Annotated in this window: 16 protein-coding genes; 7 read left to right on the forward strand and 9 right to left on the reverse strand. The window is 40.0% G+C overall.

Annotated features, from left to right (window positions below; all coding sequences use genetic code 11):
• Positions 1 to 38: 38 nt before the first annotated feature.
• The 3 genes from tkt to acpP form a co-directional block, all read right to left on the reverse strand.
• Positions 39 to 2,051, reverse strand: coding sequence for a transketolase (tkt, locus tag FJR11_RS14020; RefSeq protein ID WP_168504658.1), 2,013 nt, complete (start codon positions 2,049 to 2,051; stop codon positions 39 to 41).
• Positions 2,052 to 2,420: 369 nt separating this feature from the next.
• Positions 2,421 to 3,680, reverse strand: a complete 1,260-nt coding sequence (gene fabF / locus FJR11_RS14025; protein ID WP_168504660.1) for a beta-ketoacyl-ACP synthase II — start codon at positions 3,678 to 3,680, stop codon at positions 2,421 to 2,423.
• 239 nt (positions 3,681 to 3,919) lie between these two features.
• Positions 3,920 to 4,174, reverse strand: coding sequence for an acyl carrier protein (acpP, locus tag FJR11_RS14030; RefSeq protein WP_168504662.1), 255 nt, complete (start codon positions 4,172 to 4,174; stop codon positions 3,920 to 3,922).
• A 229-nt stretch (positions 4,175 to 4,403) separates the two neighbouring features.
• Between acpP and FJR11_RS14035 the strand changes: the two genes are divergently transcribed.
• Complete coding sequence (locus FJR11_RS14035; RefSeq protein WP_168504664.1) at positions 4,404 to 5,309, forward strand: CoB--CoM heterodisulfide reductase iron-sulfur subunit B family protein; 906 nt, start codon at positions 4,404 to 4,406, stop codon at positions 5,307 to 5,309.
• Positions 5,310 to 5,373: 64 nt separating this feature from the next.
• On the opposite strand, the gene def is transcribed toward FJR11_RS14035, so the two are convergent.
• Complete coding sequence (gene def / locus FJR11_RS14040; RefSeq protein WP_168504666.1) at positions 5,374 to 5,907, reverse strand: peptide deformylase; 534 nt, start codon at positions 5,905 to 5,907, stop codon at positions 5,374 to 5,376.
• A gap of 40 nt (positions 5,908 to 5,947) precedes the next feature.
• Positions 5,948 to 7,210 (reverse strand): HhoA/HhoB/HtrA family serine endopeptidase, encoded by a 1,263-nt coding sequence (locus FJR11_RS14045; protein ID WP_168505561.1) that lies wholly within the window; start codon positions 7,208 to 7,210, stop codon positions 5,948 to 5,950.
• Between the two features lie 133 nt (positions 7,211 to 7,343).
• On the opposite strand from FJR11_RS14045, the gene dnaA reads away from it, so the two are divergent.
• Positions 7,344 to 8,720 carry a chromosomal replication initiator protein DnaA gene (dnaA, locus tag FJR11_RS14050; protein WP_168504668.1) on the forward strand — a complete coding sequence of 459 codons (1,377 nt, stop codon included), beginning with the start codon at positions 7,344 to 7,346 and terminating at the stop codon, positions 8,718 to 8,720.
• 284 nt (positions 8,721 to 9,004) lie between these two features.
• Positions 9,005 to 9,436, forward strand: a complete 432-nt coding sequence (locus tag FJR11_RS14055) for a nucleoside deaminase (protein ID WP_168504670.1) — start codon at positions 9,005 to 9,007, stop codon at positions 9,434 to 9,436.
• Position 9,437: 1 nt separating this feature from the next.
• Here the strand turns inward: FJR11_RS14055 and FJR11_RS14060 are convergent, their stop codons facing one another.
• Positions 9,438 to 10,355, reverse strand: coding sequence for a glycosyltransferase family 2 protein (locus FJR11_RS14060; RefSeq protein WP_168504672.1), 918 nt, complete (start codon positions 10,353 to 10,355; stop codon positions 9,438 to 9,440).
• A 402-nt stretch (positions 10,356 to 10,757) separates the two neighbouring features.
• Between FJR11_RS14060 and FJR11_RS14065 the strand changes: the two genes are divergently transcribed.
• A complete protein-coding gene (locus FJR11_RS14065) occupies positions 10,758 to 10,976 on the forward strand; it encodes a DUF4327 family protein (RefSeq protein WP_168504674.1) in 219 nt (72 codons plus the stop codon).
• A gap of 329 nt (positions 10,977 to 11,305) precedes the next feature.
• On the opposite strand, the gene FJR11_RS14070 is transcribed toward FJR11_RS14065, so the two are convergent.
• From FJR11_RS14070 to FJR11_RS14080, 3 genes are all read right to left on the reverse strand, one after another.
• The gene (locus FJR11_RS14070; RefSeq protein WP_168504676.1) at positions 11,306 to 12,562 is read right to left on the reverse strand and encodes an FHA domain-containing serine/threonine-protein kinase; all 1,257 of its coding nucleotides are present in this window, start codon (positions 12,560 to 12,562) and stop codon (positions 11,306 to 11,308) included.
• A 35-nt stretch (positions 12,563 to 12,597) separates the two neighbouring features.
• A complete protein-coding gene (locus FJR11_RS14075) occupies positions 12,598 to 14,526 on the reverse strand; it encodes a serine/threonine phosphatase (protein ID WP_168504678.1) in 1,929 nt (642 codons plus the stop codon).
• 170 nt (positions 14,527 to 14,696) lie between these two features.
• Positions 14,697 to 15,281: an rRNA large subunit pseudouridine synthase E gene (locus tag FJR11_RS14080; protein WP_168504680.1), complete on the reverse strand. Its 585-nt coding sequence runs from the start codon at positions 15,279 to 15,281 to the stop codon at positions 14,697 to 14,699.
• 84 nt (positions 15,282 to 15,365) lie between these two features.
• On the opposite strand from FJR11_RS14080, the gene FJR11_RS14085 reads away from it, so the two are divergent.
• The 3 genes from FJR11_RS14085 (at position 15,366) to FJR11_RS14095 (ending at position 19,612) form a co-directional block, all read left to right on the forward strand.
• Positions 15,366 to 16,238, forward strand: a complete 873-nt coding sequence (locus FJR11_RS14085) for a phosphodiester glycosidase family protein (protein ID WP_168504682.1) — start codon at positions 15,366 to 15,368, stop codon at positions 16,236 to 16,238.
• A gap of 710 nt (positions 16,239 to 16,948) precedes the next feature.
• Complete coding sequence (gene dnaK, locus FJR11_RS14090; protein ID WP_168504684.1) at positions 16,949 to 18,856, forward strand: molecular chaperone DnaK; 1,908 nt, start codon at positions 16,949 to 16,951, stop codon at positions 18,854 to 18,856.
• 438 nt (positions 18,857 to 19,294) lie between these two features.
• Entirely contained in the window at positions 19,295 to 19,612 is a 318-nt protein-coding gene (locus FJR11_RS14095) for a hypothetical protein (protein ID WP_168504686.1), read from the forward strand.
• The last annotated feature ends 70 nt before the right edge of the window (positions 19,613 to 19,682 follow it).

A 19,682-nucleotide genomic window follows, 5' to 3' on the forward strand; every position in this document is an offset into this window, starting at 1 on the left:
ACCCAACAAAATAAAAATCACAGAATATTCTGCAATAATTAACCTAACAAAGCCTTAGCTTTAGCTAAAACATTATCAACAGTAAAGCCAAACTTCTCCAAACAAATACCACCAGGAGCAGAAGCACCAAAAGTATCAATACTTACAGTGTCACCTTCTGAGCCAGTATATTTGTGCCAACCGAAGCTACTAGCAGCCTCTACAGATAGACGCTTAGTAACAGCTTTTGGTAGAACAGATTCTTTGTAAGCTGCATCTTGTGTATCAAACAAGGTAGAAGAAGGCATAGAAACAACACGAACTTTCTTACCTTCAGCCGTTAATTTTTCCGCAGCACTAACGCAGAGGCTGACTTCTGAACCAGTACCAATCAAGATAATATCTGGTGTACCTTGAGAATCAACAATTGTATATCCACCCTTAGCGACACCTGCAATGGATGTACCTGCTAAGTTAGGAACGTTTTGACGAGTGAACGCCAATAAAGTAGAAGCGTTTGCTTTAGACTTCTCAATTGCGACTTTGTAACCACCAGAGGTTTCATTGCCATCAGCGGGACGAATTACGGTTAAATCAGGAATAGCTCGTAAAGAAGCAAGGGTTTCAATGGGTTGGTGTGTAGGACCATCTTCACCTTGGCCAATGGAGTCGTGAGTCATGACCCAAATTGAACCAGCTTCGGAAAGAGCAGCCAAACGAATAGCAGCCCGCATATAATCTGTGAAGATTAGGAAAGTTGCACCGTAAGGAATCAAACCTGAGTTATGCAACGCCATACCGTTACAGATTGCACCCATGGCGTGTTCACGTACACCGAAGTGAATGTTGCGGTTAGCGAAATGTCCTTTTTGGAAGTCCCCAGCACCTTTGAGTTCGGTGAGGTTGGAGTGGGTTAAGTCAGCAGAACCACCAATTAACTCAGGTAAAACAGCCCCTAGTTTGTTGAGGCAGTTTTCTGAGTGTTTGCGGGTGGGTAATGCTTTATCTTCGGTTGTGTAGGTAGGTAATACTTGATCCCAACCTTCTGGTAATTTACCGCTAATGAAACGATCAAATTCCGCCGCTTCTTGGGGGTATTTAGCTTTGTAACCAGCATAAACTGTGTTCCATGCGGATTCGTAACCAGCACCGCGTTCTACCGCTTTACGAGCATGATTAAGAGCAGCTTCAGGAACTACAAAAGCATCATATTCCCAACCCAAATTTTTGCGGGTAGCGATGGTTTCGTCTGGACCCAAAGCCGCACCGTGAATACCAGCGGTATCTTGTTTGTTGGGAGAACCATAACCAATGGTGGTTGTCACCTTAATCATGGTGGGTTTATCGGTGACAGCTTTTGCGGCTTCAATAGCTTGGGCAATTCCGGCTAAATCGGTGTTACCGTCTTTAACGTGGAGAACGTGCCAACCGTAAGCTTCAAAGCGTTTGGAAACATCTTCAGTGAAAGCTACATCTGTAGAACCATCAATAGAGATGTGGTTGTCGTCATAAAGAGCAATGAGTTTACCTAATCCCCAGTGTCCTGCAATAGAAGCAGCTTCACCGGAAATACCTTCCATGTTGCAACCATCACCAAGAATTACATAGGTGTAGTGGTCAACAATTGTGGCATCAGGCTTGTTAAACTTAGCAGCTAGGTGTGCTTCGGCTACTGCTAAACCAACTGCATTGGCAATTCCTTGACCCAAAGGACCAGTTGTGACTTCTACACCCGGTGTAACAAAGTTTTCGGGGTGGCCTGGGGTCTTAGCACCCCATTGACGAAATTGCTTGATGTCGTCTATGGTAACGCTATCGTAGCCGGTCAAGTACAGTAGGGCATACTGCAACATTGAACCATGACCAGCAGATAAAACAAAGCGATCGCGGTTGAACCACTGAGGATTTTTGGGGTTATAGCGCATGAAGCTATCCCAAAGGACAAAAGCCATTGGAGCCGCGCCCATCGGTAGTCCAGGGTGTCCTGATTTGGATTTTTCTATGGCATCTACAGCCAAAAAGCGGATCGAATTAATACAAAGTTCTTGGACGGATTGGGTTGCAACAGCCATAATTTCTTATTGTTAACGACGGGTTAGGACTCTTTTTAGCTTTTTCTTGCTGGGTTCATGATCAAGTGATCCCACTTCCCTCATCATCCCATTCCTAATTGTCAATAGACAAGGGGGATCTTCTGAGTTTTTGGTGATGAATACAGCCGATAATTTGGTTATCCTAAACTAACGGTTCAGTTAGGAATGATCTCTATCATACTTGCCACAGGTTCACTTCTTGGAAAGCTCACCAGTAGCAAAATTACGGCAGGAGTCAGGAGTCAGGAGTCAGAATAAGAAGAAAGAAGAAAGAAATTTCTTCCTCTGCTCCCTGCTCCCTGCTTCCCCTGCTCTAACAGCGATAGGATATTTTTTATTTGCAAGTCATTAGGGAGTAAATTTCTTGAAAGCCAGGGTAACATTATGACCACCAAAGCCAAAGGAATTAGATAGGGCTACCTCAACTACTTGAGCGCGGCTGGTATGGGGGACATAATCTAAATCACATTCTGGATCAAGATTTTCAATGTTGATGGTAGGGGGAATTTTATCATGAGCGATCGCTAAAATTGTCGCTACAGCTTCAATCCCACCAGAACCGCCTAACAGGTGTCCTGTCATGGATTTAGTAGAACTGATGGCTACTTTATACGCATGATCTCCCAAAGCTTTTTTGATCGCAGCGGTTTCATTTACGTCATTGGCTGATGTGCTAGTTCCATGAGCATTGATGTAACTAACCATTTCCGGTGTCAATGACGCATCTTTTAAAGCTAATTCAATCGCCCTCGCTGCACCTAAACCACCGGGAACAGGCGAAGTCATGTGATAAGCATCACAGGTCATCCCATAACCAACAATTTCCCCATAAATCCTTGCGCCACGATTAAGGGCGTGTTCTAATTCTTCGAGAATTAAAATTCCTGCTCCTTCACCCATAACAAAGCCATCACGATCACGATCAAAAGGACGACAAGCATGGGCTGGATCATCATTGCGGGTGGACAGGGCGCGAGCAGCCGCAAAACCTGCCACTGACAAAGGTGTAACTGCCGCTTCACAGCCACCACAAATCATCGCTTTAGCATATCCGCCTTGAATCTGCCGAAAAGCATCGCCGATAGAATTAGAACCCGCAGCACAAGCTGTTACAGAGCAGGAATTCGGACCTTTTGCCCCAGTATGAATTGCTGTTAATCCTGCTGCCATATTGGCGATCATCATGGGAATCATGAAGGGACTACAACGACTAGGACCTTTACTAGGATCTAAGTAAATGGTTTGTTGGTCTTCTAAAACCTTAATTCCACCAATTCCCGAACCGATAATTACACCAACTTGTTCAGCGTTGAGATCATCAATTACTAAACCTGAATCAGCAACAGCTTGTTTAGCTGCTGATACACCCAATTGGGCAAACCGATCCATCCGCTTGGCTTCTTTGCGATCTAAGTAAGTGTGTGGATCAAAGTTTTTGACTTCACCCGCAATGCGGCAACTATGTTTAGAAGCATCAAAGGCGGTGATATAGTCAATCCCATTGCGTCCGCTTAATAATCCTTCCCAATATTCATCTGGTGTGTTACCAATGGGTGTAATCGCGCCCACACCTGTTACAACAACGCGGTTACGTTTATAGTCTGTCATGATTGCATTAAATATGGCGAAAAAGCAGCAGGGGAAACAATTAAGAGGGCTGAGTTCCGAGTTAAGTATTCTTAGTTAAGACTATACTGTTTGCTCAATATTATGGACTTTTGGGGCTTTTTTTGAAGTCAAACCTACAGTTTAGACACTCAGCACTCATGTACGGACGGGTTTATTCAGTTAATCTGTATACCCTTAAAGTATTTATTTAAACCCGTCAATACTGAATTAAATTTCGTCTATGCGGATGCAGCAACGTGACTATTGATATAATCCACTACGGCTTGAACAGTTGTAATTTTTTCAGCCGCTTCATCAGGAATTTCGATATTAAATTCTTCTTCTAAAGCCATGACTAACTCCACTGTATCTAGGGAATCAGCCCCTAAATCATCAACAAAATTGGCTTGTGGTGTAACCTTATCCTTGTCGTCTACACTAAGTTGCTCAACGATAATGGCTTTGACTTTTTCAAAAATATCTGTTTGGCTCATAAATAAAAGTCCTTAACAAGTTGCTAATATTGCTCTAAATGAACAAAGTTTTTTTTGGGCATATACATCTTATCGGAAAGGGTGAACCTGAGTATAGGTTCTATCATTAAAACTGAGGATTAAAGATGAAGGAGATCCTGGAAATAAGAGATATAGACTTTAATAACCCCAGTAACCACCCAATTAATAAATCCTCATCACCTCTAAACAATAAACCAACTATACTTTTATGCTATCTAAAACGTTAAAATACGCTTATTATCCAGGTTGTGTAGCTCAAGGGGCTTGTCGGGAACTGTATCTATCAACCCAATCTCTCACCCAAGCCTTGGGTATTGAACTGGTAGAACTGAAAAAAGCCTCTTGCTGTGGTTCAGGGACATTTAAAGAAGATTCCCAACTACTAGAAGATACCGTTAATGCCAGAAATATCGCGTTAGCAGAATCATTAAATCTCCCTTTACTCACCCATTGCAGCACTTGCCAGGGTGTAATTGGTCATGTTGATGAACGTTTAAAAGAATGCCAGTCCACCAATCCCGATTATCTCCACAAAGTTAATGGTTTATTAGAAAAAGAAGGCTGTTCTCCTTATCGGGGGAGTACAGAAGTCAAACATCTTCTTTATGCTTTAGTCACAGATTATGGTTTAGAGGAAATTACTCAGCGTGTCACCAAGAAATTAAGTGGATTAAAATGTGCAGCTTTTTATGGCTGTTATCTGCTTCGCGCTCAAAAATCCATGCCCTATGATGATCCTTTTCAACCCGAAGCTATGGAAAATGTATTTCGGGCTGTAGGAGCGACACCTGTATATTATCGTGGCAGAACTCAATGCTGTGGTTGGCCTTTATCCAGCTACGCGACTACCGAATCTTTCCAAATGGCTGGAAATCATATCCAAGAAGCCTTAGCTAATGGCGCTGATTGTATTGTGACACCATGTCCTTTGTGTCATTTGAATTTAGATTCTCGTCAACCAGAAGTAGAAAAAGTAATTGGACAAAAGTTAGGTTTACCAATCTTACACTTACCCCAGTTAATTGCTTTAGCTTTAGGTGTCAGTCCCCAAGAACTCGGTTTAGAAAGACATATTGTGTCTACAACACCCGTCTTAGAAAAATTAGGATTTTGATAGAAGTAGGGGCGGGGTTTCCCCGCCCAAAATTCAGAAGAACTCAGCAGAAAGAATAAGAAAATTACCCATTACCAATCACCGATTTTTGATATTCTTCCTCACTAATTAAATCGTGATTATTTTCTACACGATCTAAAAATACTAATCCTTCTAGATGATCATATTCATGTTGAAATATTCGGGCGATAAAATCAGTTAATTCTTGTTTTTGTAAATTGCTATTGCGGTCTGTATATTCAACTTCAATAGTTTGATATCTGGGAACTAAACCCCTAATTCCCGGTACACTTAAACAACCTTCCCAACCTTTAACCATTTCCGCAGAATGGGCAATGATTTGGGGATTTATCATTGCTATTGGCTGCATTTCTGGGGCATGGGGATATCTGGTATTAGGACGGGAAGCAACGATAAATAAACGGTGAGATGCTGCTATTTGTGGTGCAGCAATGCCCACACCATTGGCTTGAGCAACTGAGATAATTAATTCATCAATGAGTTGTTGAATTTTTTCATCTTGAACATTCTCAACCCAAACAGCTTTTTGTCGTAATATCGGATTACCTAATTTAATAATCGGTGCTAATTCATTCATTTTTATAACTAACAACTAACAACTAACAACTAACCAAATATCAATTTTCTCTATTTACTGGTAAAGGTGCAGGTTTAACCAAAAATTGAGAAACTGTGCCATTACGATCTACTTGCACTTGTAAAGGAATGCCAACCTTACTATTTTCTACTAGTTTTTGGACTTCATCAACTTTCAAAACTGGTTGATTATTAATACTCTTTATAACATCTCCTGCACGTAGTCCAGCAATGGCTGCCGGTGAGTTAGGCACAATCCTAACTAAGAGAATTCCTTGATTTGCAGATAAATTTACTTTATCGCCAAATCTAGCAATTATTCTTTCTTTAACTTCAGGTGTTAATGTGACCATTTGTATTCCCAAATAGGGATGATCAACTCTACCTTTAGCAATTAGTTCCTCGGCAATTTTTTGGGCAGTATTAATAGGAATGGCAAATCCTAAACCTTGAGCGCCTTGAATAATTGCTGTATTCATGCCAATAACTTCACCACGAGCATTCAGCAATGGTCCACCAGAATTACCAGGATTAATTGCTGCATCTGTTTGCAGATAATCAACACGTTTATCACTAGCACCAATATCACTACTAGAACGATCTGTGGCACTGATAATTCCGGAAGTAACAGTATTATTTAAACCCAAGGGATTACCAATAGCAATAACGGCTTCTCCTGGTTGCAACGTATCAGATTTACCTAAAGCTAGGGTGGGTAAGTTGTTCGCATCAATTTGAATTACTGCAACATCTGTTACCGCGTCTTCACCTAATACCTTACCCTTAAAAGTCCGGCCATCTTTGAGAGTGACTGTGACTAAATCAGCGCCGTCTACAACATGGGAATTGGTCAAAATTTGTCCAGATGAATTAATGATAAATCCAGAACCGCTACCTCTTACTACTCTTTCTCTTGGTTGTGATGGCACTCTATTGCCAAAAAAGCCGCGAAAAAGGGGATCAGCAAATTCGCCGGGAACTTGAGTGGTGACGGTTTTAGTGGAATCAATGCGAACAACCGCACCTCCCGCTTTTTGTACTACTTTCACAACAAAGTTAGGATCTCCAGAAGAAGAGAAGATTGCTGGAGGAGCAATTTCTGTTGTGGGTGCAGTAGTTTTTTGTGTTTGAGCATTACTAGGTTCGATTTCTGAGGTGGTTTTTTTCAGACTGGTACAACCTCCCAGCATAAAAACCGCCACACCACACACTGCGATCCATTTTTTACCTTTATTTCCCAAGTTTTGCCGTAAAAATCTAGTATTAATATTGTTAGCTGCTAGGTTATGATTATTAATCTTCATGATGTGATTATTGCTGGTGTATTCGTTAGTAGGTGTTAGGATATTGGCTACCTGGTTTTTATCAGGCTGATTATAGATGACATAGAAGTAATTACGAATTAAGAATGACGAATTACGGAGGAAGGTGGTGTGAATGGAAATTCCCATAGATGGTTTGTGGAATCATGTATTAGAACGTTTACAGTTAGAGTTAGCTCCTCCTACCTTTAAAACTTGGATTAAGACAGCTTATGCACAGCAGTTAGAAAACAACTGCTTGGTCATATATGCCCCTAATCCTTTTGCTCGCAATTGGCTGCAAAAATATTACATCCATACTATTGCTAATGTAGTCCAAGATATTGTGGGTTATCCAATAGAAATTTATATTACTGTAGTTGAAGATGAGGAAGTTTCTCATTTAGGTAAACAGGAAGGAGGAGGAAAATTACTACCAATAAATCATATTTTGGCAAATGCCCCCATAAATAAACAAAAGACCTCAGATTTAAATTCTAAATATGTTTTTTCGCGGTTCGTTGTCGGTGCTAATAATCGCATGGCTCATGCTGCTTCTTTAGCTGTAGCTGAATATCCGGGGAGGGAATTTAATCCGTTATTTTTATGTGGTGGTGTGGGTTTGGGAAAAACTCACTTAATGCAAGCTATTGGTAATTATCGCTGGCAAATCTGTCCTAATTCTAAGATATTTTATGTGTCTACGGAGCAGTTTACAAATGATTTAATTACCGCAATTCGTCAGGATAGTATGCAAACTTTCCGAGAACATTATCGGGCTGCTGATGTGCTGTTGGTTGACGATATTCAATTTCTTGAGGGTAAGGAATATACTCAAGAGGAATTTTTTCATACGTTTAATACTTTACATGAAGCAGGTAAGCAAGTTGTCATTGCTTCAGATCGTCCTCCTAACCAAATTCCCAGTTTGCAAGAACGGCTTTGTTCACGGTTTTCTATGGGGCTAATTGCAGATATTCAAACCCCGGATTTAGAAACAAGAATGGCAATTTTGCAGAAAAAAGCTGAATATGAAAATATTCGTTTACCACGGGAAGTAGTTGAATATATTGCTTCTAATTGTACTTCTAATATTCGGGAGTTGGAAGGGGCGTTAATTCGGGCTTTGGCTTATATTTCTATTTGGGGTTTACCTATGACTGTAGAAAATCTGGCCCCGATTTTAGGAACTCCTACCAAGAAAATAGCCGCAACTCCAGAGATAATCTTAAATATAGTCGCAGATGCTTTAAATGTTTCTATTGAAGACTTAAAAAGTAATTCCCGTCGTCGGGAAATTAGTTGGGCTAGACAAATAGCAATGTATTTAATGCGACAACTTACAAGCTTAAGTTTACCCAAAATAGGGGAGGAGTTTGGTGGTAAAGATCATACGACAGTGATGTATAGTTGTGAGAAAATTACCCAGTTACAAGAGAGTGATCAGAGTTTAATTCAAACTTTACACCAATTGAGCGATCGCATCCACATGGCTACTCGTTCGCAAAAATAGAATTAATTTCCTTGATGTTTTCCACAACCAAGAAACTAATTTATCAAATTAAAATCTGTCCTATTGAGTCCGAATTTTAAGAAAAATATAATAAATCATTAATTTTTATTTAAAATTGCGGTAAAAATCCAAATTTTTGCGGAAAAGCTGTGGAAAACTTTAATTTATTATTTATCAGTTTCATGGAGTATCATCACTTTGTGAAAAGCTAAGATACTTTTCCACAGTTTTTCCACAGGGAAGTATCCATAGTAGTTATTTTTTTAGATCAGGAGTATTGATAAATGGACGAATTTATGAATGCTGCAATTTGTGAGGCTCAACAAGGTAGACAAGAAGGGGGAATTCCTATTGGTTCTGTTCTGGTTAAGGATGGTAAAATTGTCGGCAGAGGACATAATAAGCGCGTACAGGATGATGATCCTGTTACCCATGCAGAAATTGATTGCCTTCGTAATGCGGGGAGAATTGGTAACTATAGAGGTACAATACTTTACTCCACATTAATGCCATGCTATCTGTGTGCTGGTGCTGTGGTGCAATTTGGCATTAAAAAAGTAATTGTGGGAGAATCAAAAACTTTTCCTGGTGCTAAGGATTTTATGATATCTCACGGCGTGGAAGTAGTTGATTTAAATTTAGATGAATGTGAAAAAATCATGAGTGATTTTATTGAAACTAACCCGGAACTTTGGCATGAAGATATTGGTAATTAAACTAAGTTTTATCATTTAGATGATGGAATTTTCTAGAGAACCTGATTTTTAGAAATAACTGCCAAGCAGGAGGGGAAAATATGGCTTGGCTGAGTATTTGCCAGCTTTCTGGGAAGTTCTTATTTTTAGCACTGATAAAACCCCAGTGCAGCCTTAAATATTCCTCAATTGTCTTCAAGGTAGGTAAGATATTTGTGTATTTACTAGAAACTAAAGGCATAATTTTTTGTTTAATGAGAATATTTTTGTTTAATCGTTCCTGAAATGATATTTTTTTGTTAATTGAACCTGGCCAAACCATTCTGTAAGCTAGATATTTATCCAGTAAAATAGCATCACCATATTCAGCTATTTTTATCCAACAAATAATATCATCATAGTTATAATCAAAGGCAGAATCCCAACCTCCCGATTTCATGAACGCATCTTTTTGGAATGCCACTTGAGTTGGTGTTCCAAATGGTAATAAGTCTAGCAACATGAGATAATGAATATCTATTTGGGGAATATAACGGATATTTCCAGTTGCTATTTTAGCTTGGCCGATAACATTACTATTAATATCTACTTGCAATGCTTGACAAGAGCAAATCACAATATCAGGATTATTGGTAATAATCTTGTCCATAGTCTCCATACATTCATTGCTGAGATAATCATCATCATCTAAGAGTTTAATCCAGTCTCCAGAAGCAATATCTACACCAGCATTAACACTGGCTGAATGACCCATATTCCTGGGGTGACGATGGTAGATAACCTGATTCCCTAAGCTCTGAATATACTCTTCTGTACCGTCAGAAGAACAATCATCAACAATAACAACTTCACAAGGTAAGGTTTGCTGTAACGCTGAGTTAATTGCTCGTTTTAGTAAATTTAAACGATTGTAAGTTGTAATAACGATACTATATTGCATAATGTGTCAACCATTGATTATCTACGTGCAATTCAGGAAAATTATATACATAAAATACATACTAATACACAATATCCTCATTTATCCAAAATATTAATCCCTGAATTTAAATTGAAAAATTCGTGCCAATCTTCTTCACTTACGTTATCATGGCGATCGCAAGCCTAAAAACCTTGTAACCTGAATATTGCCACGACTGTTCAGCATAAATAGCGGCTAGTGGTGGTAATTACCGTACAAAACCTCATTCCCAAGCAACTTACTCTTGTTATTTATGGTATAGTGAAAAAGTTAGAACTCGCTTTGCCAAACCATAATTGCTCTACGCACAGGTAATAATTGCAAACGGAAAGCTGTTTTAATCAAGCATTTACACACAAAAATCTGAAATACACCGAGGTTATGATTCAGCAAGTAATTCACCCAATGGTGAAATTGCAGCGTAACGTGCAATCACTCGTAGAATCCAATATTATCAAACCCAATGATAGGATTTGGAAAATTGCCTTACTCTACGGCGATGAATGGCAGCATTGGAAACAAGAGTTGCTAGACTTTGGATTTAGCACCCAAGATCCTATTAGCGACTTACTAGCGGTAGAAAATTGGGACGACGACTAAAATATCTAAACTATAGCAGCTATATCTAGTACAACTTGGCGCAAGTACGCCTACCTTTGACAATGATAGCCTTTGATCCTTGTTTTAATGGTGGGTTAACTTTCGCCATAATTCTATTATAGATTTAGCACAACAACGATCTGGCATTCAGTGTCCTAAGATACTCAGACACTTTTGGTACTTCTAAATTCGTTGGTGAACCAAAACAGCCGACTATGTCAGTTTGTTCTATAATTGGTAATGAGTATCAAATTAGCCAATTCAAAGACAACGATCAAGTAGTTTCACGTATTTTTCCCGAACTACAATTAACAGCTAACCAGAATTTTTTAGTTGCTAACTGATATTAATGCCTGAGCTAACTCTTGTGCAGTATGATAGCGATCGCGTGGTAAAGGTTCTGTAACACACTCAATTACTTGTCTTAATTGATTGGTAATGGTAGGTATAGCTTTAACATCAAAGCGAAAATTGCGTCCTCTTTGACGATAGAATTTTAAAGGATTTTCCCCAGTTAATAAAAAAATTAGCGTTGGACCAATAGCATATAAATCAGATTGGGTTAGAGGTTGTCCCCGTTCCTGTTCAGGAGCGCAATAACCCTCAGCACCAATTCTTGTCCCTGGTTTCGTGCCAATTTCCTTAACAGCACCAAAATCTAAGACAACAATACTATTATTACCACCCCGCACCATTAAATTAGCCGGCTTAATATCCCGGTGAATTAGTGGTGGTTCTTGGTGATGAAGATAATCTAGAATATCACAAGTTTGCACCATCCAAGCGATCGCCTGTTTAGGTGTTACAGGTCCAGTTAATAAAATCCGTTTTTCCAAATCTTGTCCATGAATTAATTCCATAGCCAAGTATTTTTTACCATCTTCCACAAAAAAATCATAATATTTGGGAATTCCTGGCTGATTAAGGTATTTAAGAATACTAGCTTCTCGTTCAAATAATTCTTGAGCCTTGGGAATTTTCACCATATCAGCATTCATTTGCTTGAGTACCAGCAGTTGTGGTACACCAGTAATTTCACCTACGGCATCCCAAGCTAAATAGGTAGTACCCATTCCTCCCTTGCCCAGAGTGCGTAATACCTGATAGTCACGAATAGTTTTTTGCACCAAAATTGGTTGGCCACAGTGAACACAAAAGACATTCCCCGGATAATTCCCTTCATGAGTACAACTAGAACCAGAAAATCCTAGTGTGAACCCCTGACTAATTTCCCCCCCACCTGACTGTGAAGGCAGAGTAAAGACAGGGGATAGTTGCTGAATTTGTACCTGGAGTAAAGGACCACCCTGAGCCAATTGCAGTAAAGAATTATCAGTCAGGGTACACTTGGTTACTAAAGAGCTATTGAGAAAAGTGCCATTAGTTCCTTGACTAATTACCTCCCAATCATCTCCCCTGGCGGTAGTAACTAATTTCAGTTCCAAATGATAGCGGGAAACTAAATTATCAGCCAAAACAACGTGATTATCTACCGCCCGACCAATGCGAATGACGGTAGAACCCTCAAAGCACCACTGCTTGAGCGGTGTTTTTGTGCTTTTTTCTAATAGGGTCAGAGTAATCACAATACAACCTAAAATCTCAAAACAAAAAACTAAATTCAGAAAAAACCTTGCTGAGATGGGCGGACTTTTACTCGTACCAGTATAGCCGTAATATTGTCATGACCATTGTGTTCATTGCCCAATTCAATTAAATCTTGAATACCCTTTTCCAAATTACTAGCGGAACTCAGTAAAGGTTGAAGATGAGTTTGCCAATGAGTCTCCAGGCAATCATTATCTGATAAACCATCTGATACCAACAACAGCAGCATATCTTCATTAATATCCAAAAACTCCACTTGAGGATGGAGGGAATTTTCATTGCGCGGACCCAAAGCTTGGGTCAGTTGGTAAGCATCGGCGCGGCCATAGGCGATACTGGGTTCTACACCTCTAGCAATTTCCCGTTGACCAACTTCATGATCTATAGTTAGTTGTTCTAGTCCTCCCTTGCGAGTCAGACAATAAAGACGACTATCTCCCACATGAGCAATTGCTGCCTGATTATCCTGAAGTAACAACATAACCAAAGTAGTACCCATGCGCCCAATGCCAGAACGAGCTTCTTGTTGATTAAGCTCATAAATAGCTTGATTGGCTAAATAAACCGACTCTCGAATACTTTCCTTTCTAGGTAATTCTGTATCTGTCCAGGTTTCTTGGAAGTATTTACGGATAGTATTCACAGCCAATTCACTGGCCACTTCACCTCCAGCATGGCCACCCATCCCATCACAAAGAATATATAAACCTTGTGCTGTCACAACCCGATTTTTTGGTAATTCTAGCTTGTGAACTTGACTATCAATGCCAAAATAGTCTTCATTATGATCGCGTTGACGACCAACATCAGTATATGCAGCATATTCCAAACTATTTAGCTGCATAGACAGCACCATGGTTGGCGCATCATCATTTTTGGCAATGACATCTTCTACTTCAGCGTTTTCTTGCAAGATATTTGCAGCAGAATGGGATATTTCCGCAGTAGATACTTCTTCTATTTCTGCGGCCATTTCTTGCAACCGCAATTGCAATTGTGTCAGAGTTTGAATATTCCCAGATTCCACATCCTCCAACATTTGCACAACACAGCCAAATTGAGTGCGTTGGGATTCTCTAAACAAATTTTGCCATAGCTGACCCAAACTTTTAATTGTTAAAGCTTGTTTCCCATCCTGCGGTAATTCCGTAATCAATGGCTCTATATATAACCTTTGCAATACCAAAGATTGGTCTTCATCTAATCGCAAATTTGATAACTCTAACAAACTTTGGCGACAACCCACACCCTCTAATAACTCCCAGAGTTGAGTCATCTGATAAAACCAATATAAAATTTCCAACATACTTGTTGTGTCTTTTTGCCAGACATCAAGCAACATTGGCCAATCGGATCTATCTTCTAATAACACCACTTGTAAATCATCTTGCTGCCAAGCATCGTGAATCTTGGGTATTGCTGGGTGCATCTCCACCTGCAATTCTAAATAAGCCTTGGCTAAATCAGGAATTGTATTTGTATCTATCTTGGTTTCATGCTGAAGCATGGCCTCAATTGGTGATACTTGGTAAGGTTGGCAATCTAAGACCCTCGCTTTTACGAATCTATTAGCCGCAGTAACTTCCGGAGTTGGTAGGGATTCTAATAAACGATAACGCTGTTGCGGATCTAAATAGGAATCTATGGCAAATTTTAAGAACGGACTAGAATCACTGTCACCATTTACTATATTTTCATTTTCTGGATTTTGAATTAATTCCCCAGTTTCTGCTGTTGCGGAAACTACTATAGGTAATGCCTGGGTAATGATAGTCCACCAAATCGGGCCACATTCTGCACTACATTTATGACAAAACCGTGCATTTAAAGCTACATCAGCACTGCATTCAGGGCAGATTTTATGAGCTAAGGACGTACCACAGCTTTGACAAAACTTATTACTGTCAGGGTTTTCAAATTTACACTGGGGGCAAATCAGCATAGTGGAAGTTCCTTGATTTTCCTGCTAAGGTGCTTCTAGCCACTAATATCCACAGTGCCACAATTAGTTGACCCAGCCTAGACTAGACTTACATTCATATTGTGGTTTCACTAGGAAATTAAGTGGTATTGTTGATACTCACTGGTATACTGATATTACAGTACCTTACTCTAGTTTTCCGGTGAATAATTTAGCCTTTTGAGTTCTAAGGGAGTGAGTTCTCGCCATTGTCCTGGGGCTAAATCCTGTAATTGAATATTACCAATACTCACCCTAATTAACCGCAAAGTCGGGAAACCCACAGCCGCCGTCATGCGACGAACTTGGCGGTTTTTGCCCTCAGTTAAGGTCATTTCTAGCCAAGCGGTGGGAATACTTTGACGAAATCTAATGGGTGGAGTGCGTTGACCTACCGATGGTTCTTCTAACAATAACCTAACTTGAGCAGGGGCAGTCCGGTAATCTTGAATTTCTACCCCAGTTTGTAGCTTATGAATTGCATCAACATCGGGAATGCGTTCTACCTGCGCCCAATAGGTACGTTTATGACCAAAGCGGGGATGTGCTAAACGATGCTGTAACTGTCCATCACTAGTTAACAACAGCAATCCTTCACTATCCCAATCTAAACGCCCTACAGCATAGACATTAGGAACATCTATATACTCTTTCAGGGTGATATGTTTAGGACTTTCTTGAGTAAATTGACTCAAAACTCCATAGGGTTTGTGAAAAATAATATACCGATTATTCATAAAGTATAGGAGGAGTCAGGAGTCACCGAGTCAGGAAGAAGAAAGAAGAAAGAAGAAAGAAAGAAGAATTAATCACCATCAATTATGACAATTACTAAAATCAGCCGTAGATCCTTTTTATTCCTTGGTGGAGCCACCTTAGCACAAGGATTAACATTAACATTACCTAGTTACGCCCAAGCTGTACAGGTAAGAAAAAGTCAGATTAATGGTATCCCTTTTTATCAAACCATAGTTGACCTCACAGATCCAAAAACCTTTATTACCATGGGTTTAGCTAAAAACGCCGGTTTTGCTAACACAATTCAAAAAACCAGTGGTGATGAAGAATTTAACAAATTAGTGGCGCGTTATCGAGCTACCGTAGTTGCTAACGGCACATTTTTTGCCAAAAATGCCCAGAAAACCGTCATGGGTAACATGATAGCCGGAGGCAAATTTCTTAAATACAGTCGTTGGGAAAACTTTGGGACGACCTTGGGATTAGGAGTTGGCAACAAACCAGAAATGGTGACAGCAAGAGTAGACGGTAAACCAGAATGGGATAAACATTGGTTTTCCCTAACTTGTGGACCGAGATTATTGCGACAAGGAAAAATTTGGCTCAACCCCAAAATTGAAGGTTTTAAAGATCCCCATGTTTTAGGTAGTGGCGCACGGACAGCCATTGGTTTTACCCAGGACGGTAAAAAGCTGATTTTAGCGAACTTTGAAATTAACCTTTCTTTAAAGCAAGAAGCGGAAGCCATGAAAGCAATTGGTTGTTACGAAGCCATGAATTTAGATGGTGGAGCATCTAGAGCCTTAGCCAGCAAGAATAATATTGTAGTTCCTGCTGGTAGACCATTGACCAATGTAATTGTCATTTATGATGCCACGAATCCCGCACCCACAGCCCTGCAACAGTCATGGCTCAAATTTCAAAAAGGGGAACGTCCTGGTATACCTGCTTCGTAAATAAGGCAGGGGGCAGGGAGCAGGGAGCGGGGAGCGGGGAGCGGGGAGCAGAGGAATAATTACCAATTAGCAATCCTCTTATTACGGAGTAAGGGGTATAATTTTTAATTTTTAATTCTTAATTTTTAATTCCCGACAGGGTTTGACGGCAAATACGACTATAAAGTTACGGTTCACCCCAATTCATGAAAGTATTAATTCCCATACATTAGTCAATGTGAAAGCACATTAATCCATGAAACCACTAAACATAATTTATAAAATTCACCGTTCCCCTAACGGTTCGGTAAACCACCCTTCATGGAATACCACTGAGTTTATGTCAGTAACCCAGCCCTAAAGGGACTGAGCTTGCAAGAGTAATCAAGCAAGCTGTACTGACCAGTCTAAGTCTTCACTGACTACGTTTTTTGAGTCACGACACCGGGCGAATGCGTAGCTAGTTCCCTGCTCTGTCGCTTGTGATTAAACAGTTTCAAGGTCACTGAAACAGTGTTGCAAGCCTAACAAGCTCTTAAAACATTGACGTTCGCGCAAGCGTGCCGGAGGCATCTAGCTAACATTACCCCAGAAATGGGAGGCTCTTCGGAGCAATACATTATGCGTACAGAGTTGGGAAATTTGAATCGGTTTGTTATTGACAGTTAGTTAATGCAATTTTATATTCTCTCTGATTCATTTAGTAATTTTATACGGAGCAAACACCCAAAATGGCAAAAGTAGTTGGAATTGATTTAGGTACGACAAACTCTTGCGTGGCAGTAATGGAAGGTGGTAAACCCACCGTTATCGCTAACGCTGAAGGTTTTCGGACAACACCCTCAGTAGTTGCGTTTGCCAAAAATGGCGACAATTTAGTTGGTCAAATCGCTAAACGCCAAGCGGTAATGAACCCCGAAAATACTTTTTATTCTGTAAAACGCTTTATCGGTCGTCGTTTTGAAGAAATTACCAATGAAGCTACAGAAGTTTCTTATAAAGTTCTCAGTAGCGGCGGTAACGTTAAAGTAGATTCTCCCGGTGCTGGTAAACAATTTGCGCCTGAAGAAATTTCTGCCAAGGTTCTTCGCAAATTAGTGGAAGATGCTAGTAAATACCTGGGTGAAACCGTTACCCAAGCTGTAATTACTGTTCCTGCTTACTTCAACGATTCCCAACGTCAAGCCACAAAGGACGCGGGAAAAATCGCTGGTATTGACGTTCTCCGCATTATCAACGAACCTACCGCTGCTTCCCTAGCTTATGGTTTTGATAAAAAGAGCAACGAAACCATTCTTGTATTTGACTTGGGTGGTGGTACTTTCGACGTATCCGTGTTGGAAGTAGGTGACGGTGTATTTGAAGTATTATCAACATCCGGTGATACTCACTTAGGTGGTGACGACTTTGATAAAAAAATCGTTGACTTCCTAGCTGAACAGTTCAAAAAAGACGAAGGGATTGACCTGCGTAAAGACAAACAAGCTTTACAACGTCTGACTGAAGCCGCAGAAAAAGCCAAAATTGAACTTTCTAGCGTTAGCCAGGCAGAAATTAACCTGCCATTTATTACCGCTACCCAAGAGGGTCCCAAGCATTTAGATACAACTTTAACTCGCGCTAAGTTTGAAGAACTTTGTTCTGATTTAATTGACCGTTGCCGCATTCCTGTAGAAGATGCGCTCAAAGGTGCGAAGTTAAATAAAACCAATATTGACGAAGTTGTTCTCGTTGGTGGTTCTACCCGGATTCCCGCAGTTCAAGATGTGGTCAAACGGGTATTAGGTAAAGAACCTAACCAAACTGTTAACCCTGATGAAGTGGTAGCTGTTGGTGCTGCTATTCAAGCGGGTGTTTTGGCTGGTGATGTTACAGGTATCTTGTTGTTAGACGTAACACCATTATCCTTGGGTGTAGAAACCTTGGGTGGGGTTATGACTAAGATTATTCCTCGCAACACTACAATTCCTACCAAAAAATCAGAAGTGTTCTCTACTGCGGTGGACGGACAAAGCAATGTGGAAATTCACGTTCTCCAAGGTGAGAGAGAATTTGCCAATGATAACAAGAGTTTAGGAACTTTCCGTTTGGATGGTATTCCTCCTGCTCCCCGTGGTGTTCCCCAAATTGAAGTAACTTTTGATATTGACGCTAACGGTATTCTCAACGTTGCGGCTAAGGATAAGGGAACTGGTAAGGAACAATCTATTAGTATCACTGGTGCTTCTACTCTGGATAAGAATGATGTAGAACGCATGGTGAGAGAAGCTGAACAAAATGCTTCTTCTGATAAGGAACGTCGTGAAAAAATTGAACGCAAAAACCAAGCTGATTCTTTAGCTTATCAAGCCGAAAAGCAGTTGGAAGAGTTGGGTGATAAAGTCCCTGCTGCTGATAAGACTAAGGTTGAAGGTTTGGTCAAGGAAGTCAGAGAAGCGGTTGCTCAAGAAAATGATGCTCAAATTGAGAAGTTGATGCCAGAACTGCAACAAGCTTTGTTTGCTATTGGTAGCAATATCTATCAACAAGCTGGTGATGCTGCTGGCGCTGCTGGTGCTGAACCTCAAGGTGGCGGTTCTACTCCTCCTTCTGGTAGTGGTGATGATGTCATTGATGCTGATTTCACTGAAAGCAAGTAGTAATAAATTCTCATCGAGGGACGGGAAACCCCATCAAGGGCGGGGAGACCCATCAAGGGCGGGGAGACCCCGCCCCTACAAGATTAATACCCACCCAGGGCAATGACTGGATGGGTATTTTTTATGGTAGTTAAAATATTTATTGCGAGATAGTTCTTCCTTATCGATTTCATGATAACAAATTTAAAATCAAATGTCAACCCTCTTGATCTCCTTTATTGGCTTTTTTTGTAAGTGTCACAATAATTGATTTGAATAATTATTATATTCAGGAGTTAAACAAGATTTTAGGTAGTTTATGTCAAGAAATTTAGGGTTAAAAGAATTTGAACGAATATATTTTTAATCTTGGCATCTTACTGATGCTTGTTTATTTTTTCTCAGGTGTTCTAAATCAATATGCTAAAATAAAAAATACGCTTTAATCAGGTGATTAAGATGACACAATCTACACCCCAAAGAGTTGTCCGTCGTGGTCGAGTATTTCCCGAAATTCAGTGGACTGATGAACAAAAAGCTCAAGATAGAGCTAGAAGACAGGCATTTTCTGATCATTGTTGGGTAATTTTTGAGCGGTTAAAACCAGAAATATTAGATAAATATTCTGGTTGGTATATTGCTATTGAACCTGATAGTGGGGATTATTTTATTGATCAAGATCAAGAAGTAGCCAGTAAAATGGCTAGAGAAAAGTATCCTCATGTCATTCATCATATTTATGGCATTAATGAAACGGGAGTTAGTGGCAGAATATGATTGAGGGTAAATTTGGAGAAAATGGACAAGTTTATTTTGAAATTGATTTAATTGGTGGGGATAATTTCAG

Origin of the sequence: Anabaena sp. UHCC 0187 (assembly GCF_009712035.1) — a bacterium.
Classification (GTDB): Bacteria; Cyanobacteriota; Cyanobacteriia; order Cyanobacteriales; family Nostocaceae; genus Dolichospermum.

Bases quoted from the DNA above. Each gene is read 5' to 3' on its own strand.
- tkt (WP_168504658.1), bottom strand. From the start codon at position 2,051: ATGGCTGTTGCAACCCAATCCGTCCAAGAACTTTGTATTAATTCGATC.
- fabF (WP_168504660.1), bottom strand. From the start codon at position 3,680: ATGACAGACTATAAACGTAACCGCGTTGTTGTAACAGGTGTGGGCGCG.
- acpP (WP_168504662.1), bottom strand. From the start codon at position 4,174: ATGAGCCAAACAGATATTTTTGAAAAAGTCAAAGCCATTATCGTTGAG.
- FJR11_RS14035 (WP_168504664.1), top strand. From the start codon at position 4,404: ATGCTATCTAAAACGTTAAAATACGCTTATTATCCAGGTTGTGTAGCT.
- def (WP_168504666.1), bottom strand. From the start codon at position 5,907: ATGAATGAATTAGCACCGATTATTAAATTAGGTAATCCGATATTACGA.
- FJR11_RS14045 (WP_168505561.1), bottom strand. From the start codon at position 7,210: ATGAAGATTAATAATCATAACCTAGCAGCTAACAATATTAATACTAGA.
- dnaA (WP_168504668.1), top strand. From the start codon at position 7,344: ATGGAAATTCCCATAGATGGTTTGTGGAATCATGTATTAGAACGTTTA.
- FJR11_RS14055 (WP_168504670.1), top strand. From the start codon at position 9,005: ATGGACGAATTTATGAATGCTGCAATTTGTGAGGCTCAACAAGGTAGA.
- FJR11_RS14060 (WP_168504672.1), bottom strand. From the start codon at position 10,355: ATGCAATATAGTATCGTTATTACAACTTACAATCGTTTAAATTTACTA.
- FJR11_RS14065 (WP_168504674.1), top strand. From the start codon at position 10,758: ATGATTCAGCAAGTAATTCACCCAATGGTGAAATTGCAGCGTAACGTG.
- FJR11_RS14075 (WP_168504678.1), bottom strand. From the start codon at position 14,526: ATGCTGATTTGCCCCCAGTGTAAATTTGAAAACCCTGACAGTAATAAG.
- FJR11_RS14080 (WP_168504680.1), bottom strand. From the start codon at position 15,281: ATGAATAATCGGTATATTATTTTTCACAAACCCTATGGAGTTTTGAGT.
- FJR11_RS14085 (WP_168504682.1), top strand. From the start codon at position 15,366: ATGACAATTACTAAAATCAGCCGTAGATCCTTTTTATTCCTTGGTGGA.
- dnaK (WP_168504684.1), top strand. From the start codon at position 16,949: ATGGCAAAAGTAGTTGGAATTGATTTAGGTACGACAAACTCTTGCGTG.
- FJR11_RS14095 (WP_168504686.1), top strand. From the start codon at position 19,295: ATGACACAATCTACACCCCAAAGAGTTGTCCGTCGTGGTCGAGTATTT.